The following is a 24,267-nucleotide window of genomic DNA, read 5'->3' on the forward strand; positions in this document are numbered from 1 at the left end:
GCTTTACCGGGCGGGTTGGGCCGTCTTCGCGGGGGTGAGAATGCTCTCACCGATCCGGCCGACCATATAGGGGAAGAACGGGTTTGATGACGCCCGCATCAGCGAGTCGAGGCTGGCGATCAGTACGTTGCGTTCCCCGCGCGGCGCCAGGGTCCCGAGGTTCTCACCAAAATCCTCCGACTTGTCCGGCTCCGCCCCATAGAGAGAATCGCTGACCGGAAATGGCAGCGCCACGTGCGACAGCGAATAGAAGCCCCGTGGATAGTTCAGGCCGATCGGGCGTGCATGCTCGGCGACAGTGCCGGCCTCGGTCACACGCTCGATCACGTCGTCATTATTGTCACCGGAATTGGTAATGACGGCGAGGCGGTAGCGCCGCGGGCCGGCGGGTACAATACGTGCCAGCGCGGTGTCGGTGCTGGTGCGGAGCAGGGGGCCAAATCGGGCGGTGCGGTTGACGTCGAACAGAACGAGTTCGCTGCCATTGGCCGGCAGATGAGCATAGAGGTCGGAGACGATGGCCCGCGTGCTGACGGTGAAATCCATCAGCGACTGGAATGTCAGGATGGGTGGAAACCGGTCCAGTTTGCCTTCGCTTGCATAGCGCGCGAGGCGCCCTTGAAGAGCCCTGGTCAGAAGATGCGATTGACGCGCGCCGTTCACCGGGAATGAATTGTACTTGAAGGGATTGAACTCCGGAACGACGTCGAGCCATGCAGCCTTGGCGAAGGCTGGCAGAATTGCCGGAAATCCCGCGAGGCCGGCAAACCGTGCAAAACTGGTGATGCCGACCATCGGTGAGATCAGTATCAGGCGGTCGGGTCGCGACAGTTTTTCGTCGTCGATGGCATCAAGCGCATACATGATGGCCAGTGCACCGCCATTGGAAAATCCCACCAGATGCAGCGGCACAGACGGATCCACACGCTTCTTGACTTCCCGCACTGCGAGCCGCGTGGCAGCCAACCAGTCTTCCCATTCGACGTCGGTCAGCGCGGCCGGAACCGTGCCATGTGCCGGCAGCCTGGGGACGATCGCCAGGAAGCCTTGATCGCGGTAGAAGCGCGCAATATGGCGCTGGCTGTAGGGGGAATCCGTCAAGCCATGAAGGAGCACGACCGCTCCGACCGGCTTACCCTTCGGCTCCAGCACAAAGGATCGATTGAAATCCTGCACGAAATGCGGGGGATAAACCGGGCTGCCTTCGAAATACCGATTGGGTGGCACACGTTCTGTCGCATCGAGCTTCTGCGATACCTCGCGCTGGACTTCGTCGAAAAGCACCGCCTCAGCCGCCATGTATTGCGCCCAGTCGGCAGTATCCAGCTTGCTCGCATGGAGCTCATGCGGAACGTAGGTGTGCCATGTCTCGAGCGGCAGGCCTCGCTGCGAATCGTAGATGCGGACAGCGAAGATCGTCATCAGCGCGATGCCGACAAACGCCATCAGGATCTTTGCAAATCTGAAGATTCTGGCCCGCACGACCGATCCCCGTAAATGACGACGTGGTGCAAGATGGCCCGGAGAAATTGAAACGCAACGGGAGATATAGGGGAAAGCACCCGAGCGAGTATCGGGCTTTACCCTGATACTCGGTAACTTCTTCGACGACGACTCGATCCGCGCATACGACGGCAGCCATATGCGAGGCCGTCAGTTGGCCCGGCATCTGAATATGCGGTTGCCGTTCTCGTCGAGAACGAACACCAGATGGGACCTGCAAAGCGCGCCGGCCTTGCTCAATTCCGTAGCAAGGGCCCGCGCTTGCGTGATCGCGAGCTTCGGATTTGCAAGGCGGCTTCCGACCTCATCGGGGAAAACTTTCGGCCCGTCCAGGATATGGAAAAAGTATCGCATCGCGCTCCAATAATTCGGAAGAGCGGCGTGTCCCAGTGAATAATTAGTAAGGCGCTGACGCATGCGGTCGGCATTGGTTCCGCTATCAGATGACAGCGTGCGGGATCTCCGGGCGCGTCACGCGCACCGGCCAAGGGTTTTTCCCGATGGCTATGGTTCTGGATGTGCATTTCAAATCGGGACAGGTGAGGGGCGTCAATTGTCAGGGAGTTACGCATGCGCCGGATATCAACCTTGCTCGTTCTACTCACGCTGTCTGCAGTGGTTCCGCTGGCGGATGCGTTTGCCCAAAGCGCAGCAGGACGCGGCGCGGTATCCGGCGCCATCATTGGCGGCGCCGTCGGAGGGCGACGCGGTGCAGCCATTGGTGCTGCCACCGGAGCGGCGGTGGGGAGTCACAGGCGGCATTGGCACAATCGGTATTACTGGCGCCATGGTCGTTGCTGGGTCCGGACATCGCACGGACGGTCCCATCCGGTATCGCATCGCTATTGCAGGTGAGCGATACGATTGCACCGTCGTGTGCGACAGCCATTCCGGCGCATCCCGATCTTTCGCCGTTATCGCGCGGGTGATTCCGCGGCTCGGATCAGGTCAACACCCGATATCGTGATGCAATCGCGTCATCCATTATTTCCACGATTGAAAAGGAGGATGCGATGCAGAACCTGAAGAAGCGTTTCTTATTGTCCCTGCTTGTTTCCACGATCGTGGCGAGCGCGAGCATGGTATTCGTCACCACGCAGAGCGAGGCCAAGGGAAGGGCGTGGTGCGCCAAATCACAGTCGCGGGGCACCGATTGTAGTTACGATACGATCGACCAATGTCGCGCAGCGGTCAGCGGAACAGGTGCCTCCTGTCGCAAGCGCGTCCGCTGAGGCACTGTGTCGTTTTTGAACCGGCAGCCGTCGCCATGTCATCTGGCGACGGTACCTTTATGCACGGACGAAGCGGCGGCCTTACGGCAAGGGCCTTCGTCAAACAGATCCTTGCTCTGATGTAACTGAGCAGCGGGCATAGACCGCGTGTCTCAGCATCTCGTGCTCTTTATTCCGCCGCGACCGCGACCTGACCCAGCCTGTCGAATACGATGTCGCCGCCCAGAATGGTGAGGTCGCAGCGGGTGTCTTTCTCGACTTCCTCGGGCGCGCAGGTGAAGACGTCGTGGCTGAGCACGGCGATATCCGCAAGCTGGCCCGGCACCAGACGGCCCATGCGATCTTCGGCGAACTGCGTATAGGCGCCGAAATAGGTGTAGGCGTGGATCGCTTCCGCCATCGACAGTTTCTGTCCTTCGCCGAGCACCGTGTGGCGGTTGGACATGCGCGTCGTCATCGTGAACAGGTTCTTGAACGGATCGGTGGTGGAGACCGGTGCGTCCGAGCTTGCTGCCGGATGCAGGCCGGCGTCGAACCACTTGCGCATGGGATAGGCGACGTCGGTGCGCGCCTGGCCGAGATTGGTAATGTAGAGATCGCCGAATTCATACATGAAGACCGGCTGCGGCACCGGATCGATGCCCGCGGCTGCCATGCGTGCGATCTGGCTGTCGCTCAGGAAGCCGCAATGCTCGATGCGATGGCGGCGGCCGAGGATAGGGTTCTCCGCCGTGCCGGCTTTCTCGATCCCTGACAGCACCTGCTCGATGGCGGCATCGCCGATGGCGTGGATCGCAAGCTGATAGCCGAGGTCATGATAATGCGCGAGATAGTCGTGCATCTCCTTGTCGGTGTAGCAGAAGATGCCGCGGTTATCGGGGTCGCCGACCAGATAGGGCTCCGACATCGCAGCGGTGAGGCCGCCCGCGCTGCCGTCACCGAACACTTTCATCGCGCCATAGCGCAGCATGCCGACCTCGCGGCCGAAACGATAACCGGCAGCATGTGCCTGATCGCCGATGCCGTCGGTGTTGCCGTAGATACAAACCCAGGTGCGGATCGGCAGCGTGTTCGATTTCGCAAGATGCTCGTAGGCATCGATCTCATCCATGCCCGCGGACATGCCGACCGCGGCATCCATCACGCTGGTGAAGCCTTGCTCAAGCATGAATCGGCCGGCGCGGTCGATCGCATCGCGCAGGCGTTCGACGCTCGGCTTCGGCGCAGCATCGACGATCAGGCGCAGTGCGCGTTCGGCGAGCAGGCCGGTCAGCTTGTTGTCGCGGCGTTCGATCATGCCGCCATCGGGCTGCGGCGTGTTGTGGCCGATGCCGGCCGCGCGCATCGCCTGCGTGTTGATGACGGCGACATGGCCGCAGGTGCGCTTGAGATAGACCGGATTGTTCGGCGCAACCTGATCGAGCTCTTCGGCGGTGGGGTGTCGCTTTTCCGCGAGCTCGTAATGGTCATAGCCGCGGCCATTGATCCATTCGCCGGGCTTGGCCGTCTTGGCCTTCTCGGCAACGCGGCGCAGGATTTCGCCAATCGAGTTGGCGCCGGTCTCCGGCCGCAAATTGATTTCGGTCATGGTCAGGCCGAGCGGCAGCAGATGCATATGCGCATCGTTCAGGCCCGGGATGGCGGTGCGGCCGGCGAGTTCGACGATGCGCGTATCCGGGCCGGCAAGCTCGACGATTGCCTCGGCTGAACCGGTCGCCAGCACACGGCCGTCCTTGATCGCGATCGCTTCGACGAAGCCTTCGTTGAGACCGCAGAAAATGCGACCTCCGGTAAGGATCAGGCTCGGCTCGTTCATATGCATTCCACCTTCAGTCAATTGGCCACGCGCAGCGAATGACGCAAATTCGCGCGCGCGGCAAGATTGCACATTGGGCAATGCAAGCCCGCAGTTTCAGCATTGCCCCACACATTGCCTTGCAGCGGCATCTGTGATGGATTCCCATATTGGCAGCATGTTCAGATAACAAGTGGTGTGAGCGCGCGTGATGACGACCAATACCCAGGCTGCAACCCGTGCGACGGTCGAAATCCCGAGCATCCCCTGTGACGCCGAAGGGCCGGTGTTTCGCGAGCCGTGGGAGGCCCAGGCCTTCGCCATGGCCGTGACGCTGCATGAGCGCGGCGTGTTCACCTGGACGGAATGGGCTGCGGCTCTGGCTGCCGAAATCAAGCGCGCCCAGGCGGGCGGCGATGCCGACACCGGCGAGACCTATTACCGCCACTGGCTGGCGACGCTGGAAAACCTGATCGCCGAGAAGGGTGTGACAACGGCGGATGCGCTGCATCGTTACCGCGATGCCTGGGACCACGCCGCCGATCGCACGCCGCATGGCCAGCCGATCGAACTGACCCCGGCGGATTTCGCGCATCACGACTAGCGCTTACGTGGTCAAGCCAGCGCCTTCACCAGCGCGTTGAAGAATGCATTGTCCGCCACCGCCGGGTTCACCATCGTCGGTGGCTTCGACCGCGCGCTCAGCACCGCACAAATCACGCGGTGCTTGGGATTGATATAGATCAGTTGCCCGAAGATCCCGCGTGCGGTGAAAGCGCCGTCATCGAGCGAGCCGTCCGCGCCCGGCACGATCCACCACATATAGCCGTAGTCGACGCGCTGGCCGTTGATCTCACGCGCGGCGCCGGCCGCGCGCATCCAGCCTTCCGGCAGCACGCGTTCTCCATCAATCACGCCGTCATCGAGAATGAAACGGCCGAAGCGTGCATAGTCGCGCAGGGTGGCAAACATCCCGCTGCCGGCGACTTCCAGTCCGCCCGGCGCTTCCAGCCACCAGCATCCATCGGCTTCCATGCCGAGCTTCGACCAGATCTTCTCCGAGAGATAATCGCTCAGCCATTTGCCGGTGGCCGCCTTCACCAGCGCGCCGACCACATGGGTGTCACCGGTCGAGTAGCACCATTGCGTGCCGGGCGCCGCGGCGCGCGGACGCTCCGCCATGTAGCGCATGATGGCGCCGGGCTCCTGTCCGACCTGCAATTCGAGCATCTTGCGGCGTTCGGACTGTGCGTCGGTCTGATCGTCGCTCCAGCGCACACCTGACGTCATCTGCATCAGCGTCTTCACGCTGACATCCTCATAGGCGGTGCCGGAAAATTCGGGAAGATAAGTCACCAGCGGATCGTCGACGCTTTTGATGTACCCGTCCTGGATGGCAGCGCCGATCAGTGTGGTGCTGAAGGATTTCGCCATCGACATCGACAGCCAGCGTGTCGATGCTTCGATACCGAGATCGTAATGTTCGAGCAGAACCTTGTCGTCCTTCATCACCAGAATTCCGGCGACGCGGTTGCGCGAAACATAGTCGTAGATGTCGTAACTCGCGCCATTGGAGACGATCGGAAAGTCAGGCAGCGTGTGCTTGCTATAGGTCAGCGGGCGCACCGGCGCGCCTGCCTTGATGGTGCGTGTCGCGAAATTCATCTCGGGCGTGATGAAGGTCCGTAGATGGTCGATGGGCATCGACTTGCCGGCATAGGAACGGACAATCGCGTCGGTTGCGATACGGTTGGCTTCGCCCGCACCAGGCGTCACATCTGTCACAGTCAACGATCTGTCCTTCTTCGGGCGCGTCGATGCGCCCGAGGATTTACTATGGCAGGGCAGAGGGGCTGTCGAGGGTGCGAAGGTTGAAACGCGCGGTGCGCCGGGATCACCGGCGCATGCCATTCATCCCGGGATCACCGGCACATCACGCTGATTTAGGTCAAACCGGTCCGGGGTCCTGATGCGACAATCAGCGAACCGCCGTCGTGTTCGAACTTGTGAGCGCGGTCGGCTGGCCGGCCTTGATGACGCGCGCCGTCTGGGTGCTGTCGCTGGTGCCCGTGCGGGCGGCGATGCCGAAACCTGCAACCGCGATGCCGGCAACCAGGGCGACAACGACGATCTTCAGATGCGTGCTGCGGTCTGCGCTGTGGATCGAGTGGTTCATGGCGGCCTCCTGCCGTCTACGCGGCTACTTGTTGCATGGAGGTGTAATCCCGGCCGGTTTCCAGCCGATGGCGTCCGTGTGGAAAATTGTTTCGTGGGTGCAGAGATTTGTTTCGTCGCGTAACCGGATACTTACGGATACAGCGGTTTTTGTTCGTTGGCGGTATTCGCGTCACCCGTATTGTTCGATGCCGGGGGAGCCCGATCCGCGCTCGTCATTCCGGGGCGCGGCCGGCACTTGCCGGACGCGAACCCGGAATCTCGTAGTGTTTTGCGCTGATCAGAGACTCCCATGCTGAGATTTCGGGTTCGCCTGCGCGAAGGCGCGCAGCCGCCCCGGAATGGCAGTGTGGGGCGGCAAGACAGTGCCAAAACATATTTTCCTATCCTCCATTGACAATATCCCTTTCTTGATTATATTCCCCTTCGTCCGGCCCCGATGAGAGGGGCGAGCGCGATCGTCACGTTCGCGGGGCTGGGTGCGGTGGACGCCGGAGATGCGGCGTTACGCGGTTTGGGGGTGACGTCTGTCTTCGGGCAGGACGAATCTGCGCCAGCACTGCCACTGGCAAGGAGACGGCCGACCTTGGGATGGAAAGACTCTCTGGACAGTGTGACGGACGACCAAAGTCAAAACGTGTCCGGCTTATTCGCTTGAGGCTCCCTTCCCATCGCCTTGGGACTTTAATTCGGTGATCGGATCGTTCGCTGAGGCAAAGTGCAAGCAAGCCGACAAAACACCGCAGGCGGAACGCTGGGCAATCGCTCGTGCTTTCCGAAAGTCCTGATGCATTACCCTTGCGGAAGACCGCATCGGCATCAGGCCCAAGGGTGCAACGGGCACCCGGCGTTCCGCACTCCCTCTTTTCGGAGGGGGTCGAAGGAATGCTCATAGCTCGGACGCGCAAGCGCCGCGAGAATGCGAACGCGTGTTTTCGCATCATCACCGAAGCAGGTACCGCCACCCCACTCGATTTAGGTAAGCACTCCTGCTTGTTATTGCGGAGGGCGGACCGCAAAACTCCTCGAAGGGCTCATGGGCAGACGAGGATCATATGATCATCAAGCCCAGCGCATCGTGGCATACTCGCTCGACCCTCAGCAGGTTGGCGCACATTCTTGAACGGACCGGACTCGCTTTGCTTGGCGCTGCCTGCGGGTTGTTCGTTGCCGAGGTCGGCCGCTTCATCGAGGTCATTGGTTCGGGTGAAGTCGTGTTCGCCATGATCATTTACGGGGCTACCGGTTTCTATCTTGGGATCGATCTGCCCCAGGTTCCTGCCGATTACCGCATGCATCTGCCGCTATGGCGCGGGCTGGGCAACAGCGCGGATATGGTGGAGCTGCTCACTGCCGCCGGTACCTTCATCACATCGGTGACCGCGATCACGTCAGTCTCCAGTATCATCCTGGGTGAAACCGTGGGCACCAGGACGGCTTCTATCATCTGCTTGAGCTGGGCAATCGGCGCCACCATGCAGATCGCTGCCGGTATCATCGCGCGAATAGAGTTAGGCCGTGCCGTGAAAATGGCGAAGCTCGCGCTCTTCTCCCGGTGAAAGGTCAGGACTGACGGAGGTCGAACATGCCGCTCTATATGTATCAGGCTGCCTACACGCCGGAATCATGGGCCGCGCAAATCAAGAATCCGCAGAACCGCGTTGAATCCGTTGGACGGCAGACGACGGAGGCCGTCGGAGGACAATTGATCGGTGGCTGGTATTGCCTGGGCGAATATGACGTGATGCTGATCGCCGATGTACCGGATATCGAGAGCATGGCAGCCATCGCCGTCGCGATTGCGGCGGGTGGCGCCATCAAGTCCAGCCAGACGACTGCATTGATGACCGGGGCGGAACTTGTGGCGGCCCTGAAGAAATCGGAGTCCGTCATCAAGGGTTACAAGCCCGCCCGATAGACATCGGTGGCTTCGATCGCCGCTATCGTCCCGGTGTCGCATTCACCAAAGCGAGGATCTCGTCGCCGTAATGCTCCAGCTTCTTGTCGCCGATCCCCGGGATTTCGCGGAGCTGGTCGAGCGTGGTGGGATGTTCGCTGGCGATGCCATCGATGGTGGCGTCGTGCAGCACGACATAGGCCGGGACGTTGCGCTTCTTCGCGACTTCGGAACGCCAGGCGCGCAGTACGGCGAGCAGATCGGGATTGGCGTTGTCGCTGCGCGGCGCCGCAAGGTCGCCGCGGCGGGATTTGCTGCGCGGGGCACGGCCGGTACCGCCGGTTTCCTCGCGGAACATCAGCTCGATCTCGCCCTTGAGCACGCCCCGCGCTTCTTCGGTGAGCTTCAGCGCATTGAAACTGTCTGCATCCGCATAGAGAAAGCCGCGCGCCACGAGCTGTCGCATCACGGCGCGCCATTGTTTCTCGGTGAGCTCACCGCCGATGCCGAACACCGACAGCTTGTCATGGCCGAATTGCTTGACCTTGTCGGTGAGGCGTCCGATCAGCACGTCGACCAGATGCATGGCGCCGAATTTCTGTCCGGTGCGATAGGCGCAGGACAGCAGCTTCTGCGCGGCGACGCTGCCGTTCCAGACTTTCGGCGGGGTTAGGCAATTGTCGCAATTGCCGCAGCGCGTGCCCGAGCCTTCCTTGCCGAAAGTGGCTTCTTCACCGAAATAACCCAGGAGCCGCGTGCGCCGACAATCGACGGTTTCGGCGAGGCCGACCAGCGCATCGAGCTTGCCGATCGAGACGCGCTTGAAAGTCTCCGATCCCGTGGACTCGTCGATCATGCGGCGCTGCTGCACGATGTCCGAGAGACCATAGGCCATCCAGGCATTGGACGGCTTGCCGTCGCGCCCGGCGCGGCCGGTCTCCTGATAATAGGCCTCGACGCTTTTCGGCAGATCGAGATGGCAGACGAAGCGCACGTCGGGCTTGTCGATGCCCATGCCGAAGGCGACGGTGGCGACGATCACCACGCCGTCTTCGTTGATGAAACGGTCCTGGTTGGTCTCACGGGTGCGGGCATCGAGGCCGGCGTGATAGGGCAGCGCGAGGATGCCGGCCTTGTTGAGCGCGGCGGCGGTATCCTCAACCTTGGCGCGCGACAGGCAATAGACCACGCCGGCCTCGCCGGAATGCCGCTCGCTGATAAAGGCCTGCAACTGCTTCTGCGCGTTGGTCTTGTCGACGATCTCGTATTTGATGTTGGGCCGGTCGAAGCTCGCCACGAAATTGGGTGCGTCATCGAGGCCCAGCCGCTGCACGATCTCCTGCCGGGTCAGATCGTCGGCGGTGGCTGTCAGTGCGATGCGCGGAATGTTCGGGAACCGTTCGGCGAGCACCGAGAGGCCGATATATTCGGGCCGGAAATCGTGGCCCCATTGCGCCACGCAATGCGCTTCGTCGATGGCGAAGAGCGCGATCCGGGCACGGCCGAGCATCGACAGGCAGCGCGGCGTCACCAGCCGTTCCGGGGCGATGTAGAGAAGGTCCAACTCGCCGGCGAGCAATTGGCGCTCGACCTCGTTGGCTTCGTCCCACGACAGGGTAGAGTTCAGCACCGCCGCCTTGACGCCCGCCTCGAGCAGGCCGGCGACCTGGTCGCGCATCAGCGCGATCAGGGGCGACACGACGATACCGCAGCCCGGGCGCAGCAAGGATGGCAACTGGTAACACAGCGACTTGCCGCCGCCGGTCGGCATCAGCACCAGGCAATTGCCGCCATCGGTCACGTGCCGAACAATATCTTCCTGTGCACCGCGAAAACCCGGCAGCCCGAACACCGAATGCAGCACGGAAAGTGCGTCCGAGGTCTGGAACGCGTCTGGCTGATTTTTCGATTGACGCGAGGCGCCGGCGGGAACGGACATGGCGCAGGTCTATTCCTGATTCGAGGGTCGCGTATATCCTGGGATACGCGTCGTTCCCCTGGGGAACGCGTCATTCCCGAGAGAATGCTTCATTCTCTATGGCATCGCGACGTTTCGCCTTGATCGCGCCGCTTTACCCCTGTCGATGATCCGTTCTAAGAGAATGAGCGCGCGACCGCGCCAGCGTCGCTGCAACCGGGCAAAAGAAAAGCCGTATGCCATTCATTTTGCGAATCTTTTCTTGGCTTCTGAACCGCCGGCGTGGGCCGCGGATCCGCTGGCAGGCGGCCAATGAGAATGCCGCGCGCAAAGTGCGCCGGAAATTCAGAAAGGGGCCGAAGTCCGCGATCCTGTCCCATGTCATCGCGCATCGGCCATCCGTGACGATGGTGGGGCGGCTGCCCGCGGTCGAAATCTGGAACCTGTCCGATCCGAAGCGTGTCGCGCTGCTCTATCTGCAGCATGGCCGCCGGTTGCGGCTGCCAGCGCCCAAGGCGCTGATGGACGATGCCGTGAAGCGGGCCCGCGCCGCGGAATAGTAAGAGTGGTCCACGCAGGGCCACTTGCGCCGTGTGGCGTCATGGGCTTGACGGGCCAGTTCCGAGCGGGGATGGTCGCCGCCGGGTCACTCCGTTCCACACTCAATGAAAGACTTCTGCATGATCAAGCGTCTCGGTCCCGGCAAGCGTCTCAGCCAGGCTTCCATCCATGGCAACACCGTCTATCTCGCCGGCCAGGTGCCGGATGAATATTCGGGCGACGTCAAGACGCAGACCAAGCAGGTGCTCGACAAGATCGACGCGCTCCTCAAGGAAGCCGGCACCGACAAGAACAACATCCTCAGCGCGACCGTCTGGCTGCCGAATATCAATGACCGCGATGCCATGAATACGGTGTGGGATGCCTGGGTGCCCGACGTTGGCCCGGCGCGCGCCTGCGTCGAGTCGAAGCTCGCTGACCCCGCCATCAAGGTCGAGATCGCCGTCATCGCAGCGATTCCGTAAATCATGCCTCCCGTTGCCATTGCGGTCGCCCCCAACGGCGGCCGCAAGGTCAAGGCCGACCATCCCGCCGTGCCGCTGACGCCGGCGGAGTTGGCGGTGGCGGCCGCGCATTGCCTCGAGGCAGGCGCGGCGATGATCCATGCCCATGTGCGCAATGCCGACGGCAGTCACCTGCTCGATGCGGCGGCCTATCGGGACGCCATTGCGGCGATCCGCAGTGCAGTCGGCGACAGGATCGTGATCCAGATCACCTCCGAGGCGCTCGGCAAATATACGCCGGCGGAGCAGCGTGCGGTGGTGCAGGCGGTGAAGCCTGAAGCGGCGTCGCTGGCGCTGCGCGAACTGGTGCCCGATGCCGGCGAGGAGCAGGCCTTCGCCGATCTGCTCGGCTGGATGAAGCGCGAGCGCGTGACGCCGCAGATCATTCTCTACGATGCGCAGGATGCCACCAGGCTGGTGGAGTTCCGCAAGCGTGGCCTCGTGCCGTTCGAGAAACTGCCGGTGCTGTTCGTGCTCGGCCGTTATACTGCAGGGCAGACATCTAGTCCGGCCGATTTGCTGCCGTTCGTGGATAACGCCGCGCCAAAATTCGAACACTGGAGCGTCTGTGCCTTCGGTGCGCAGGAGACGGCCTGCGTCACCGCGAGTGCATTGCTCGGTGGTCATATCCGCGTCGGCTTCGAGAACAACGAATTGCTGCCGGATGGCTCGCGGGCCAAAGGCAATCAGGATCTGGTTGCAGCCGCGCGACGCGCGATCGAGGCGGTGGGCCTGAAGCACGCGACGGCGGATGAGCTCAGGGCCGCGACGATGGACTAATCAAACCACGGCCATTCCGCGCCGCCATCATGCGTGACGGCGCCGCCGGGGGCCTGCCCGACGAGTTTCGCGTATTTCGCCAGTGCACCGGCGCGGTGACGCGGTGGACGCTGGGTCCACGCCGCCTTGCGCGCCGCAAATTCAGATTCGTCGATCATCAGATCCAGTCGCCGCGCCGGCGCGTCGATGCGGATCTTGTCACCGTCGCGCACCAGTGCCAGCGGGCCGCCGATATAGGCTTCCGGCGAAACATAGCCGATGCACATGCCGCGGGTGGCGCCGGAGAAACGTCCGTCGGTGATCAGCGCGACTTTCTCGCCCATGCCCTGGCCGTAGATGAGCGCGGTGACACCGAGCATCTCGCGCATGCCGGGGCCGCCGACCGGGCCCTCGTTGCGGATGATCAGCACATCGCCCTCCTTGTAGTTCTGGTCCTTCACCGCGGCGACGCAGCTCTCCTCGTCCTCGAATACCCGCGCCGTGCCCTCGAACACTGTCTTCTTCAGGCCGGCGACCTTGATCACCGCGCCATCAGGGGACAGGTTGCCTTTCAGCACCGCGACGCCGCCGTCGGGCTGAATCGGTTTCGCTGAACTAAAGATGATCTCGCCGTCGGCCTTGTTGGCATTGCCGTATTCTTCCGCAATCGTGCGGCCGGTGATGGTGATGCAGGAGCCGTCGATATGGCCGCTCTCGACCAGTGCACGGATCACGACCGCCGTGCCGCCGATGTCATGGACATCCTTGGCGACATATTTGCCGCCCGGGCGTAGATTGCCGATCAGCGGCGTGCGCGCGAAGACTTCGCCGACATCGTCGATGGTGAATTTGATGCCGGCCTCGTTGGCGATCGCGGGCAGATGCAGCGCGGCATTGGTCGATCCGCCGGTCGCGGCGACGATGGCGGCGCCGTTCTCCAGCGATTTTCGGGTGACGATGTCGCGCGGCAGCGGGCCATTCTTGCGCAGCATGTCCATCACCAGGCGGCCAGCGCGCCGGGCGAATTGCGCGCGCTCGGCATAGACACCGGGGATCATCGAGACATTGGGCATGGTGATCCCCAGCGCCTCGGACACCATCGCCATTGTATTGGCGGTGAACTGGCCGGCGCAGGCGCCGATGGTCGGCAGACACGCGCGTTCGATGGCGTCCAGCTCCTGCTTGTCGATGTCGCCGGTCATGAAGGCGCCTACGGCTTCATAGGAATCCAGCGCGGTCAGCGTCTTGCCCTTGTGCAGTCCCGGCAGCGCGCTGCCGCCATAGATGAAGATCGACGGCACGTTGCAGCGGACCATGCCCATGATGACGCCGGGCAACGTCTTGTCGCAGCCGCCGAAGCCGATCAGCGCGTCGTAAGCGAGGCCGTGCATCACGGCTTCGATACTGTCGGCGATGATCTCGCGCGATAGCAGCGAGAACTTCATGCCCTCATGGTTCATGCTGATGGCGTCGGAGACCGAGATGGTCGAGAATTCGCGCGGCGTGCCGCCGGCTTCGGAAATACCGGTCTTGGCAGCGTCGACCTGAAAGTCATGGGTCATGTTGCAGGGCGTCTGTTCGCCCTTCATCGACACGACGCCGATCATGGGTTTTGCGATCGCCTCGTCGTCGAGGCCCATGGCGCGCATGAAAGCGCGGTGCGGGGCACGGTCGAGTCCGTCGGTGGTGACGCGGGATCGCAATTTCTTCATGGGGCGTATCTTTCCGTTTCTTGGTCTTGTCGTCCAATGCATTGAGGCCACGCCGTGGGCGTGGCCTCAGGACATCATACAGTGAGATGTCGCGTCTTGCTCTACTGGATCGGCGCGACGATGGTCGGGTGCTTGAACTGCATCGCGTCCATCTTCGGCAGCATGCCGGCCTCGGTATAGATATCGAGCATCTTCTGCATGGCCGGGAAGTTCGGCGCTGCGCCCGGGTCGCGGGCGAAGTCGTTCTCCTTCAGCAGATAGGTCTCCAGCACCGGGATCGGCGCCTTCATGACTTCGTTGACGACCTTCAGCGTTTCCTCGCGGTTGGCCAGCGCCTTCTTCATGCCAAGGGTGATGTCGGCGACATAGGCCTTGGCGAGGTCGGGGTTCTTGTCGACGAAATCAGCGCGGCAGGCTTCAAGGATATGCACGATGTTCGGCATCGCTTCGTTCAGCGAGAACAGCTTGCGCGTGCCGCCCTTGGCTTCCATGCGCGCGGCAAATGGCTGGTTCATGTTGATCGCGTCGACGCGGCCCTGGCGCAGCGCATCTTCCGAGGCCGCGAAGCCGATCTCGATCAGCTTGACGTCCTTCTCGGGATCGACGCCTGCGCCCTTCAGCAGCATTTTGAACGGCCCGTAGGTGCCACCGCCGATGACGGAAATGCCGACATTCTTGCCCTTGAGGTCGGCGATGGTCTTGATCGGCGAGTCATCCTTCACGGCCCAATAGACCGAGAAGCTGCCGGGCTTTTCCGACACGTGCTGCGCGACGATATAGGCCTTGAGATTACCGCCGTTGACGCCGTTGGCGAGCGACAGCACGCCCTGGGTGGCGCAATCCAGCGCGCCGGCGGCGAGCGCCTGCGTCATAGGCGAGGTACCCTGAAACTGGGTCCATTCGATATTGTAGGTCTTGCCGAGATTGGTGAATTCGGTCGTGCGCTTCATCATCCAGTATTTGGATTCTTCGGCCGGAATGGTCCAGCCGACCTTGATGGTCGGAATCGTCTGCGCGTGCGCCGCACCCGACACCGCTCCCGCCGCGAGAGCCGCCGCCACCAGCCACTTCGAAGAACCCAGCTTCATGCCCGCTCACTCCGTTTGATGATGGCCAGACACGGCCAAAAGAAAAGCCCCGCTGTCTTGAAGCCTTTCATGCTTCAAATATTCTGGCAAGCGAGGTGCGTGCCCAACATTCATTCGTGCTGTGGCGCAACAATTGGCAGTTGCGCAGGCATTGATATCATCGTTGCTGCGGCCGCGGACGCAGCGTAGATAACTCGCAGATGCGAGCAGCGTGGCTCGGCGGCAGAAGGACAACGGCGTCAAAATGGTGGATTCAGCGGGCGGCAAAGAGAAGCTCGGTTACCTCGGCCTCGGCCTGATGGGACTGCCGATGACCAGGCGGCTGCTCGGCGCCGGTTACGATGTGGCCGTCTGGAATCGCTCGCCCGGCAAGGTCAATGCGTTGCTAGAGGCCGGTGCGAAAGCCGCCGCCAGTCCGCGCGATGTCGTCGCTCATGCCAGCATCATCTTCATGTGCCTCACCGATGCATCGGCGGTGGAGGAGGTCGTGTTCGGCGACAACGGACTGTCCGGCAGCGATGGCAAGGGCAAGCTGGTCGTCGATTTCTCCTCGATCCATCCGGACAAGACGAAGTCCATCGCGGCACGGTTGAAGGCCGCAAATGGCATGGGCTGGATCGATGCGCCGGTGTCGGGCGGTACCAAGGGCGCGGAGGAAGCCACGCTCGCGATCATGGCCGGCGGCGACGCCGCCGATGTCGAACGTATCAGGCCCTATATTCTGGCGATGGCGCGCAACTTCACGCATATGGGGCCGACCGGCGCCGGGCAGATGACCAAACTCTGCAACCAGGTGATCGTCGGCTGCGCCATGGCGGTGCTGGCCGAAGCGACGCGACTTGCTGTGAATGCCGGTATCGACGCCAAGCGCCTGCCGGAAGCGCTCGCGGGCGGTTTTGCAGACTCGATCCCGCTGCAACTGTTCGTGCCGCGCATGGCGCAGGGCATTCATTCGCCGCCGCTCGGCCACATCCATACGATGCTGAAGGATCTCGATACGGTCGTCGCCGTGGCGCAGGACACATCAACGCCGGTGCCGATGGCTGCGCTCGCGGCGCAGATCTTCCGCATGGGCAAGGCGGTGCGCGGCGCCGATGCCGACGCGCTGGAGATCTACAAGCTGTCGGCACCCAAAGAGTGAAGATCAAGGAATGAAAGTTCTGGTGATTGGCGCGGCTGGCATGATCGGCCGCAAGCTGTGCGAGCGGTTGCTTAGGGACGGTCATGTCGGCGGTGGGGAAATCGGCGATCTGGCGATGGCCGATGCGATCCCCAGCGATCTGGTCGGCGCGCGCAGCATCATGGTCGATCTCGCAAAATCGGATGCGCCCGCAGCACTGCTGGCGTCAAAGCCCGACCTGATCTTCCATCTTGCTGCGGTCGTCTCCGGCGAAGCCGAGCAGAATTTCGACAAAGGCTACGCGGTCAATCTCGACGGCACGCGCAATCTATTCGAGGCGATCCGCGCGATGGGTGACGGTTATCGCCCTCGCATCGTCTACACCTCGTCAATCGCCACCTTCGGCGCGCCCTATAACGGGCCGATCGCCGACGATTTCTTTCACACGCCGCTGTCGAGCTACGGGACGCAGAAGGCGATCTGTGAATTGCTGCTGGCGGACTATACGCGGCGCGGCTTCTTCGACGGCATCGGAATTCGCCTGCCGAATATCTGCGTACGGCCGGGCAAGCCCAATGCGGCAGCGTCGGGTTTTTTCTCCAATATCATTCGCGAGCCGCTGGCCGGGCGTGAGGCGGTGCTGCCGGTAACCGACGACGTCGGGCAGACACATGCCAGTCCGCGCGCGACGACGGAATTCCTGCTTCATGCTGCGACGCTTGACAGCGCCAAGCTCGGCGCACGCCGCACGGTGATGATGCCCGGCGTGCGGGCATCGGTCGCCGACATGATCGCGGCGCTACGCCGCGTGGCAGGTGACAGTGTTGTGACACGCATCAAGCATGTGCCCGATCCCGCTGTCATGGCGATGGTTGCGGGATGGCCCACGATGTTCGAGACCAAACGTGCACTGGCGCTGGGTTTCCAGGCGGAACAGAGTTTCGATTCCATCATTCATGCTCATATCGAGGATGACCTCGATGGCGTCTTTGTGCGTTAGCGGTTAAGGACAATCATGGCGCGCGATATCATCATGGCGGCGGGAGGCATTGTCGTGCAGCGGGGCGAGACGCCGCTGTTCGCCGTGGTCTGCCTGCGCAAGCGCGGCGACTGGGTGCTTCCGAAAGGCAAGCTCGACAATGGCGAGACGCCGCGCGATGCGGCCGAGCGCGAAGTGTTGGAAGAGACCGGTCATGCTGCGTCGGTGCATGACTATCTCGGCGCGCTGGCCTATCCGCTCGGCGAGCGCACCAAGGTCGTGCATTTCTGGCACATGGAGGCCGCGCCCACGCCATCACGCAAGCTGATGAAAGATATCAGCGAAGTCGCCTGGCTGCCCTTCGACGCCGCGTTGTCGCGGCTGACGCGTAGCCATGAACATGCATTCCTCGCGCAGGTCGGGCCCATGGCGCTGGCGGCAGCAAGGGCGGCGCCGGTTGTGGATGGCGAGCCCGTGCGGCCAATTGCCGTGGGGCCTGTCAGCGTGCGACGTGACACGGGGTTCTTCGCGAAGATCCGGAACTGGTTGAACGGGTAAGTTCTCTCGTTGCAGCGATGGCTGAAGCGGCGGGCTCAGTGCGTGTTGGTCGCGTGATCGAAGCGCAGCACATTGCCGAACGGGTCGGTGATCTTTGGGGCCGTATCGGTCGGACTCGGCCGCGCGAAGCGGGCTCGCTTGTCATGCAGCTCCTTTGCAAAAGCCGCGATATTGCTGCCACGGATATAGACCACGCTACCCGGCGTCCCGTCGCCATAGTGCTCGCTGAGATGCAGTTTCACGCTGCCGCGCGACACTTGCATGTAGAGCGGGGTGTCCGGCTCGTAGCGATGTTCCCAGTCGATCGCAAAACCGAGGAAGTCGACATAGAACTCCTTGGCCTTGGCGATGTCATAGATGCGCAGAACCGGAATTGCCGGTTCGAAAGTAACGTCGGTCATCGCTGTCTCCCACTTGTGAGGTGCGGGAGATTATCGCAGCGAGCCCGCCAAACGCCAGATCGTGCAGCTAGGCGCCGCGCATGATCACGCCGTACCAGCCGAGACCCTTATAAGTTTCATAGCCAGGCGTGGCATGAAAGGCGACGAGGCCGCCGGAACGGTCATGATAGAAGCCGCTGCGGCGGCCGTTCAGGGCCAGTGCGATGCGTTCGGTGAGCAGGCCTTGCCCATCCGACGAGGCGATCACACGCAGGTTTGAGTCCACCAGCAACACACGCGTCTTGTCGTCATCGACGCGAACGCCTTCCACGATGGCGCGCGCCTGGGCTTCCCAGTCGAAATGAATCGCGAGCACGCCGATGGCGCGGCCATTGGCCTTGCCGCCTTCGCGCACGCTGGCGCAATAGGTCGCCACCTGCGCATTGTTCAGGAGCGGTTGGCGCTCGACATCGCCCGCGGTGTAGTCGTCGCCGGAGCGCAGCGTACGGGCATCGCGAAACCAGGCGGTGCCGGCGATGTTCTGGCCCGTAACATTGAAACGATCGCCACGGCCGCTGGCGATGACATTGCCTTGCATGTCGCACAGCCAGAGATCGAGATAGACGGTATAGGCGCCGAGGATCACTGCGAGGCGCTCGGAGACATGAGCGACGGTGGCATCGCTCGGTGCGGCCGCGCAGTCGACGACCGCCGAGTCGGTCGCCCACCAGCGGACGTCGCAGGTGCGCTCATAGAGATTGCGGTCGATCAGCTCGATGGCGTTGAGCGACAGATCGACCATGCGTTCGCCGCGCGAGCGCTCGGTCATCTTTTCGATCGACGACATCAGGCTGCCGGTGCGGGCGGTGAGTTGCGATTCCAGATCGCGCGCGATGGTTTCGACCTGCTGGCCGACATTGCGCACTTCCTGTGCCACGACGGCGAAGCCCGCGCCCTGCGCGCCGGCGCGCGAGCTTTCGATCAGCGCGTTCAGCGCCAGCATCTTCATCTGGTTGGTGATGTGCTGGATCGACCTGGTCTTTTCGCAGGCGATCTCGTTGACCTCGGCGGTCAACCGCCCGATCAGCGCGGAGATATCGGAGCTGTCGTCGGCCTCTTCAGTCGCATTGGCATGCGCAGTATTGCTGCTGCGGTTCATCGCCAAAACCATCGTCGCATCCCCGTTGAGACAGCAATCAGTTACCTTTAGTTTTTATCGCCCAGTCATGGTTAATCGTGGCTTAATTTTCCGTGTGCCGGGTTCCGCCGACTTGCACGAATAAGCGGCAGGAGTGCGCAGTAGGCACTATCTCAATGCGTCTGGTCATGCGCGCGGCCGCATTCGTAGGACCTTCGATGCCCCCTTACGGTGTAAATTAGGGCGTCATTAGTGATGCTTATGCACGCGCTCCCGATTGTTGTGACGAACAACGCGATATCAACCACACTCGTGCAGGCTCAGAGCTTCATAGGCTGAGCCATTGTAATGAGCGTTCTCGAAGACCTCACCGATGCGACCACGTCGGAACTGTCCGACGAACTGATCTTCCAGATCGCCTCGGCTTCCAGCCCCGAGCAGCGCAAATACGCGGCTGACCTTTTCCGGCATTTCGCCAAACAGCTCGAATTCGAGTCCTATCGGCGCGGGCAGCAGAGCATGGCTGTTCCACAGCTTCCGTCGCCGGCCATGATTATCGATGCGACGCCCGGCCAGGGCGAAGCGCCCACGATCCAGCCATCAGATGACCCCGGCGATGACCCGTCCGTCGGTCTGATCCCGCCGGTGCGCTGGCAGGATTGACCGCGGCGCGACAGTTTTACGTCAGATCCGTTGCTTCCTACCGATTGGCTTAACCATTCGCAGGCCAAATGAGTCGCGAGTGATTCGAGCGTTGCAATCGTGAAGAGCGGGCGTCCCAGTGAGTGTAGTAATCCCATTCCCCATGCGCGTAGCGGCCCCCCAGGCCGATGAGTGTGAAATCGATCTGCTGAGCGCCGTCGATCTGGCGATCCGCGATCTCCGCGAAATCTCCCAGACCGCCAACGACATCGCGCAGGCACGTGCGCGTGAATGCCTGGCCATGCTGGAAAGCGCCTATGCCGGTGCCCTGCAGGGCTGACGCGTTCTGAGTGCACCGACAGGAGATCAGCGTTGCTGTTTCTGGTGATCTCGAATCCGCGCGCCGATCGTCCGTCGGATATGGCGGCGACGCGTCAGAGTTTCTGGCCGTGGATGGCCAGGTATCAGGCGTCGGGCATCTGCCAGCATATCTATCCCCGTGTCGGCCGCGGCGCAGTCGCGGTGTTCAAGGTCGATGGCAATGACGTGCTGCATCGCATCCTGAACGAGTGGGCCGACATCATTCCGGCGCAGTTCGAGGTCTATCCGCTGGTCGATCTCGACGCCACGACTAGGCTGCTGGCCGCGCAGGTCGCAGCTTCAAAGTAACGTCAGCAACTACAGTTCCCGGCGAGGTATTTTCACGCGGAATCCATTGGTTTGCACCATGGACTCGGCAAATCCGCGTCGCTATATGCGTCATCTCTCCTTTACCAGTATCGGGCACTTTTCATGACGACCACTGACACCGCTGCACCCGTTTCCCAGCCGTTCCAGGCCGAAGTCGCCGAATTGCTGAACCTGATGGTTCACTCGGTCTATTCCGAGACCGACATCTTTCTGCGTGAGCTGATTTCCAACGCGTCCGACGCTTGCGACAAGCTGCGCTATGAGGCGATCGCCAATCCCCAGCTGATCCCCGACGGCCAGTCGCCCAACATCACCATCATTCCGGACAAGGCGGCCAATACGCTGTCGATCATCGATACCGGCATCGGCATGGACCGCCAGGAGCTGATCGACAATCTCGGCACCATTGCAAAATCCGGTACCAAGTCGTTTCTATCGCGGCTGACCGAAGCCAAGGACGGCTCGAACCTGATCGGCCAGTTTGGTGTCGGCTTCTATGCGGCTTTCATGGTGGCGGAGAAGATCGTGGTCACCAGCCACCGGGCCGGCACCCATGACGCGTTCACCTGGACCTCGACGGGCGGCGCCGGTTTCGAGATCGGCCAGGTCGCTGACGGCATGAGCGTGCCGACCGGCACGTCCATCGTGCTGCATCTGAAGGACGACGCGGAGAAGTATCTCGAAACTTATGAGATCGAGCGCATCGTTGGCGCCTATTCGGACAACATCCAGTTTCCGATCATGCTCAAGGACGGCGACGCCGAGCCGCGGCAGATCAATTCGGCGAGCGCGCTGTGGCAGCGTTCCAAGTCGGAACTGAAGCCGGAAGATTACAGCGCGGCCTACAAGTCCATTGCGCATGCCTATGACGAACCGGCGATGACGCTGCACTATCGCGCCGAGGGCCGTTACTCCTATGCGGTGCTGCTGTTCGCGCCGTCGCAGAAGCCGTTCGATCTGTTCGAGCCGAACCGCAAGGGTCATGTGAAGCTCTATGTCCGCCGCGTGTTCATCACCAACGATGCGGATCTGCTGCCGTCCTATCTGCGCTTCATTCGCGGTGTCATCGATGCCGAGGATCTGCCGCTGAACCTCTCGCGCGAGATGCTGCAGAACAATCCGCAGCTCGCGCAAATCAGGAAGGCCGTGGCGACGCGCGTGATCAGCGAGCTGGAGACGCTGAGCGAGAAGGACGCCGAAACCTTCGCCAGGATCTGGGACGCCTTCGGTCCGGTGATCAAGGAAGGCATCTATGAGGATTTCGAGCGCCGCGAGAAGCTGCTGGCGCTGTCGCGCTTCACCACGACATCAGGCGAGAAGCGTTCGCTGAAGGACTATGTCGCCGACCTGAAGCCGAACCAGACCGAGATCTATTATCTCGCCGGTGACAGCCTTGATCGGCTGAAGTCAAATCCGAAGCTGGAAGCCGCCAAGTCGCGCGGCATCGAAGTGCTGCTGCTGACCGACGCGGTCGACGCGTTCTGGAGCTCGGCGCCGCTGGATTTCGACGGCAAGCCGCTGAAGTCGCTGAGCCAGGGCGAGGTCAATCTCGATCTGATCCCCCGCATCGACGACGAGGCGACCAAGGACGAGCCGAAGACCGAGACCGATGAAGCCGCGACCATCGCCGTCATCAAAGATGCACTCGGCGAGCGCGTCTCCGACGTGAAGGTCTCGACGCGTTTGACCACATCAGCCTCGTGCCTGGTTGCCGGCGGCGCCGGCCCCGATCGCGAACTCGAACGCATGCTGGCGATGCAGAACAGAGGCTCCGTCACCAAGCCAATCCTCGAGATCAATCTGCGCCATCCGCTGGTGGCGAAGATCGCGGGCGCGGACAAAGCGTCGGGCGGCGAGGCGTCCGACATCGCGTTCCTGTTGCTGGAGCAGGCGCAGATCCTCGATGGCGAATTGCCGGAAGATCCTGCGGCCTTTGCAAGCCGTCTTAACCGGTTGGTCCTGCGCGGCCTCTGATCGCCGATCGTTTCACGGCGCGGGGCATCGCCCCCACGCTTTCGACGCCAAGGAATTCCCCCATGAGCACCGTCTTCGAGAAACTCATCGCGAAATACGCCGAGCGTGGCGATTTTGAGCGTTTGAAGGGCTACAAGACCGACCGCATGGCCATCCTGAAAAGCATCCAGGATGGCACCTACGAGAAAATGCACCTCATTTCCGACGCCGATCCGGTATCGATGGTCGCCGAAATCGAGCGGGAACTGGCCTGTATCGAAGCGGCGCTGAAGAAGCAGCAATGACGTGAGTGCGTTGCAACAAGTGCGAGACGGATTGCGCTCCGCGATGACGCAAAGCTGATCTGCAAATTCTGTCTAGGCCGAAAGATTATCTGGTTCGACCTTCGCTTCTAAAATAGCGTGCGCCCAAATTAAAACCTGGGAGGCATTGATGAAGTTCGGACTGTTGTCGACGGCTGCGCTATGCGGTCTTTTCCTGGCCGCGCCGGCCTCGGCGCAAGGCGTCAAGATTGGCATCCTCAACGACCAGTCCGGCGTCTATGCCGACTACGGTGGCAAGTGGTCACTCGAAGCGGCGAAAATGGCCGTCGAGGAAGTCGGCGGCGAGGTGCTCGGCCAGAAGATCGAGGTCGTCTCGGCCGACCATCAGAACAAGCCCGATCTCGCCGTCAGCATCGCGCGCAAATGGTACGACGTCGATGGCGTCGATATGATCACCGAACTGACGACCTCGTCGGTGGCTCTGGCGGTGCAGGAGCTGTCGAAGGAAAAGAAGAAGATCGATATCGTCGTTGGTGCCGCCACCTCGCGCATTACCGGCGACGCTTGTCAGCCCTCCGGCTTCCATTGGGCCTACGACACCCATGCGCTTGCGGTCGGCACCGGCGGCGCGCTGGTGGAAGCGGGCGGCGATACCTGGTTCTTCCTCACCGCCGACTATGCGTTCGGATATGCGCTTGAAAAGGATACCGGCGAGATCGTGATCGCCAAGGGTGGCAAGGTGCTGGGCGCCGTGCGCCACCCGCTCAATTCCTCGGACTTCTCATCCTTCTTGCTGCAGGCGCAGAGTTCGAAAGCCAAGATCGTCGGCCTTGCCAATGCCGGGCTCGACACCGCCAATTCGATTAAGCAGGCGGCGGAGTTCGGCATCGTCGCCGGCGGCCAGAAACTTGCCGGCCTGCTGCTGACGCTGGCCGAGGTGCATGGGCTGGGTCTGCAGGCTGCGCAGGGTCTCGTGCTGACGGAAGCCTATTACTGGGACCGCGATGACAAGTCGCGCGCATTCGCCGAACGTTTCTTCAAGCGTACCCAGCGGATGCCCAACATGATTCAGGCGGGCACGTATTCCGCGACGCTGTCCTATCTCAAGGCGGTGAAGGCTGCTGGCAGCAAGGACACCGAAGCGGTGACGAAAAAGCTGAAGGAGCTGCCGATCGATGACGCCTTCGCGCAGGGTGGCAAGGTACTCGCCAACGGCCGCATGGTTCACGACCTCTATCTGTTCGAGGTCAAGAAGCCCTCGGAATCAAAGAAGCCGTGGGATTACTACAAGATGCTCGCCACGGTCCCCGGCGACAAGGCGTTTCCGACCGCGGCAGAGAGCGGCTGCCCGCTGACGAAGTAAAATCGAAGCGCTGATCT

26 protein-coding genes are annotated in these 24,267 nt (G+C 62.0%); 16 read left to right on the forward strand and 10 right to left on the reverse strand.

Annotated elements, in window-relative coordinates:
- Positions 1-3 precede the first annotated feature (3 nt).
- Positions 4-1,446 (reverse strand): alpha/beta hydrolase, encoded by a 1,443-nt coding sequence (locus tag AB8A33_RS00250; RefSeq protein WP_439095814.1) that lies wholly within the window; start codon positions 1,444-1,446, stop codon positions 4-6.
- 207 nt (positions 1,447-1,653) lie between these two features.
- Entirely contained in the window at positions 1,654-1,920 is a 267-nt protein-coding gene (locus AB8A33_RS00255; protein ID WP_439090912.1) for a DUF6894 family protein, read from the reverse strand.
- 596 nt (positions 1,921-2,516) lie between these two features.
- On the opposite strand from AB8A33_RS00255, the gene AB8A33_RS00260 reads away from it, so the two are divergent.
- The gene (locus tag AB8A33_RS00260) at positions 2,517-2,735 is read left to right on the forward strand and encodes a DUF3551 domain-containing protein (protein WP_089263548.1); all 219 of its coding nucleotides are present in this window, start codon (positions 2,517-2,519) and stop codon (positions 2,733-2,735) included.
- Between the two features lie 169 nt (positions 2,736-2,904).
- Here the strand turns inward: AB8A33_RS00260 and AB8A33_RS00265 are convergent, their stop codons facing one another.
- Positions 2,905-4,551, reverse strand: a complete 1,647-nt coding sequence (locus AB8A33_RS00265; RefSeq protein WP_439090914.1) for an amidohydrolase — start codon at positions 4,549-4,551, stop codon at positions 2,905-2,907.
- Between the two features lie 190 nt (positions 4,552-4,741).
- Here AB8A33_RS00265 and AB8A33_RS00270 point away from each other — a divergent pair, with 190 nt between their 5' ends.
- Complete coding sequence (locus tag AB8A33_RS00270; RefSeq protein ID WP_439090916.1) at positions 4,742-5,134, forward strand: nitrile hydratase accessory protein; 393 nt, start codon at positions 4,742-4,744, stop codon at positions 5,132-5,134.
- A gap of 11 nt (positions 5,135-5,145) precedes the next feature.
- Here AB8A33_RS00270 and AB8A33_RS00275 read toward each other — a convergent pair whose 3' ends face one another.
- Both AB8A33_RS00275 and AB8A33_RS00280 read right to left on the reverse strand, forming a co-directional pair.
- Positions 5,146-6,315, reverse strand: coding sequence for a serine hydrolase domain-containing protein (locus AB8A33_RS00275; RefSeq protein WP_439095815.1), 1,170 nt, complete (start codon positions 6,313-6,315; stop codon positions 5,146-5,148).
- Between the two features lie 193 nt (positions 6,316-6,508).
- The gene (locus AB8A33_RS00280) at positions 6,509-6,706 is read right to left on the reverse strand and encodes a hypothetical protein (protein ID WP_149529929.1); all 198 of its coding nucleotides are present in this window, start codon (positions 6,704-6,706) and stop codon (positions 6,509-6,511) included.
- A gap of 1,054 nt (positions 6,707-7,760) precedes the next feature.
- On the opposite strand from AB8A33_RS00280, the gene AB8A33_RS00285 reads away from it, so the two are divergent.
- Together AB8A33_RS00285 and AB8A33_RS00290 are read left to right on the forward strand one after the other, a co-directional pair.
- On the forward strand, positions 7,761-8,264 hold the full coding sequence (locus AB8A33_RS00285) for a hypothetical protein (RefSeq protein WP_439090918.1): 504 nt from the start codon (positions 7,761-7,763) through the stop codon (positions 8,262-8,264).
- A 26-nt stretch (positions 8,265-8,290) separates the two neighbouring features.
- Positions 8,291-8,623 carry a GYD domain-containing protein gene (locus AB8A33_RS00290; RefSeq protein WP_439090919.1) on the forward strand — a complete coding sequence of 111 codons (333 nt, stop codon included), beginning with the start codon at positions 8,291-8,293 and terminating at the stop codon, positions 8,621-8,623.
- A gap of 22 nt (positions 8,624-8,645) precedes the next feature.
- Here AB8A33_RS00290 and recQ read toward each other — a convergent pair whose 3' ends face one another.
- Positions 8,646-10,541 carry a DNA helicase RecQ gene (gene recQ, locus AB8A33_RS00295; protein WP_439090921.1) on the reverse strand — a complete coding sequence of 632 codons (1,896 nt, stop codon included), beginning with the start codon at positions 10,539-10,541 and terminating at the stop codon, positions 8,646-8,648.
- Positions 10,542-10,756: 215 nt separating this feature from the next.
- Between recQ and AB8A33_RS00300 the strand changes: the two genes are divergently transcribed.
- The 3 genes from AB8A33_RS00300 (at position 10,757) to AB8A33_RS00310 (ending at position 12,364) form a co-directional block, all read left to right on the forward strand.
- Complete coding sequence (locus AB8A33_RS00300; RefSeq protein ID WP_439090923.1) at positions 10,757-11,080, forward strand: hypothetical protein; 324 nt, start codon at positions 10,757-10,759, stop codon at positions 11,078-11,080.
- A 120-nt stretch (positions 11,081-11,200) separates the two neighbouring features.
- Positions 11,201-11,545, forward strand: a complete 345-nt coding sequence (locus tag AB8A33_RS00305; protein ID WP_089267869.1) for a RidA family protein — start codon at positions 11,201-11,203, stop codon at positions 11,543-11,545.
- Between the two features lie 3 nt (positions 11,546-11,548).
- A complete protein-coding gene (locus AB8A33_RS00310; protein ID WP_439090925.1) occupies positions 11,549-12,364 on the forward strand; it encodes a 3-keto-5-aminohexanoate cleavage protein in 816 nt (271 codons plus the stop codon).
- Here the strand turns inward: AB8A33_RS00310 and ilvD are convergent.
- Positions 12,361-14,055, reverse strand: a complete 1,695-nt coding sequence (gene ilvD, locus AB8A33_RS00315) for a dihydroxy-acid dehydratase (RefSeq protein ID WP_439090927.1) — start codon at positions 14,053-14,055, stop codon at positions 12,361-12,363. The two genes, AB8A33_RS00310 and ilvD, sit on opposite strands and share 4 nt — an antisense overlap.
- Positions 14,056-14,156: 101 nt before the next feature.
- Positions 14,157-15,143, reverse strand: a complete 987-nt coding sequence (locus AB8A33_RS00320) for an ABC transporter substrate-binding protein (RefSeq protein ID WP_439090928.1) — start codon at positions 15,141-15,143, stop codon at positions 14,157-14,159.
- A 244-nt stretch (positions 15,144-15,387) separates the two neighbouring features.
- Here AB8A33_RS00320 and AB8A33_RS00325 point away from each other — a divergent pair, with 244 nt between their 5' ends.
- From AB8A33_RS00325 to AB8A33_RS00335, 3 genes are read left to right on the forward strand one after another with little or no spacing between them, the layout of a single operon-like run.
- Positions 15,388-16,284 carry an NAD(P)-dependent oxidoreductase gene (locus AB8A33_RS00325; RefSeq protein WP_439090930.1) on the forward strand — a complete coding sequence of 299 codons (897 nt, stop codon included), beginning with the start codon at positions 15,388-15,390 and terminating at the stop codon, positions 16,282-16,284.
- Between the two features lie 10 nt (positions 16,285-16,294).
- A complete protein-coding gene (denD, locus tag AB8A33_RS00330; RefSeq protein WP_439090932.1) occupies positions 16,295-17,263 on the forward strand; it encodes a D-erythronate dehydrogenase in 969 nt (322 codons plus the stop codon).
- A 15-nt stretch (positions 17,264-17,278) separates the two neighbouring features.
- Positions 17,279-17,800 (forward strand): NUDIX hydrolase, encoded by a 522-nt coding sequence (locus AB8A33_RS00335; protein WP_439090934.1) that lies wholly within the window; start codon positions 17,279-17,281, stop codon positions 17,798-17,800.
- A gap of 35 nt (positions 17,801-17,835) precedes the next feature.
- Here the strand turns inward: AB8A33_RS00335 and AB8A33_RS00340 are convergent, their stop codons facing one another.
- Both AB8A33_RS00340 and AB8A33_RS00345 read right to left on the reverse strand, forming a co-directional pair.
- Entirely contained in the window at positions 17,836-18,201 is a 366-nt protein-coding gene (locus AB8A33_RS00340; protein ID WP_439090936.1) for a glyoxalase superfamily protein, read from the reverse strand.
- A gap of 67 nt (positions 18,202-18,268) precedes the next feature.
- Entirely contained in the window at positions 18,269-19,339 is a 1,071-nt protein-coding gene (locus AB8A33_RS00345; RefSeq protein ID WP_439095816.1) for a methyl-accepting chemotaxis protein, read from the reverse strand.
- Between the two features lie 327 nt (positions 19,340-19,666).
- Here AB8A33_RS00345 and AB8A33_RS00350 point away from each other — a divergent pair, with 327 nt between their 5' ends.
- The 6 genes from AB8A33_RS00350 (at position 19,667) to AB8A33_RS00375 (ending at position 24,250) form a co-directional block, all read left to right on the forward strand.
- Complete coding sequence (locus AB8A33_RS00350; RefSeq protein ID WP_439090938.1) at positions 19,667-19,981, forward strand: hypothetical protein; 315 nt, start codon at positions 19,667-19,669, stop codon at positions 19,979-19,981.
- Between the two features lie 118 nt (positions 19,982-20,099).
- Positions 20,100-20,300: a hypothetical protein gene (locus AB8A33_RS00355; protein ID WP_092148693.1), complete on the forward strand. Its 201-nt coding sequence runs from the start codon at positions 20,100-20,102 to the stop codon at positions 20,298-20,300.
- A 32-nt stretch (positions 20,301-20,332) separates the two neighbouring features.
- Complete coding sequence (locus tag AB8A33_RS00360; RefSeq protein ID WP_439090940.1) at positions 20,333-20,629, forward strand: DUF3303 family protein; 297 nt, start codon at positions 20,333-20,335, stop codon at positions 20,627-20,629.
- 123 nt (positions 20,630-20,752) lie between these two features.
- Positions 20,753-22,624 carry a molecular chaperone HtpG gene (gene htpG / locus AB8A33_RS00365; protein ID WP_439090942.1) on the forward strand — a complete coding sequence of 624 codons (1,872 nt, stop codon included), beginning with the start codon at positions 20,753-20,755 and terminating at the stop codon, positions 22,622-22,624.
- A gap of 62 nt (positions 22,625-22,686) precedes the next feature.
- The gene (locus AB8A33_RS00370; protein ID WP_068729600.1) at positions 22,687-22,908 is read left to right on the forward strand and encodes a hypothetical protein; all 222 of its coding nucleotides are present in this window, start codon (positions 22,687-22,689) and stop codon (positions 22,906-22,908) included.
- A 148-nt stretch (positions 22,909-23,056) separates the two neighbouring features.
- The gene (locus tag AB8A33_RS00375) at positions 23,057-24,250 is read left to right on the forward strand and encodes an ABC transporter substrate-binding protein (RefSeq protein WP_439090944.1); all 1,194 of its coding nucleotides are present in this window, start codon (positions 23,057-23,059) and stop codon (positions 24,248-24,250) included.
- Positions 24,251-24,267: the final 17 nt, after the last annotated feature.

It is taken from the genome of Tardiphaga sp. 813_E8_N1_3 (genome assembly GCF_051811025.1).
Lineage (GTDB): Bacteria > Pseudomonadota > Alphaproteobacteria > Rhizobiales > Xanthobacteraceae > Tardiphaga.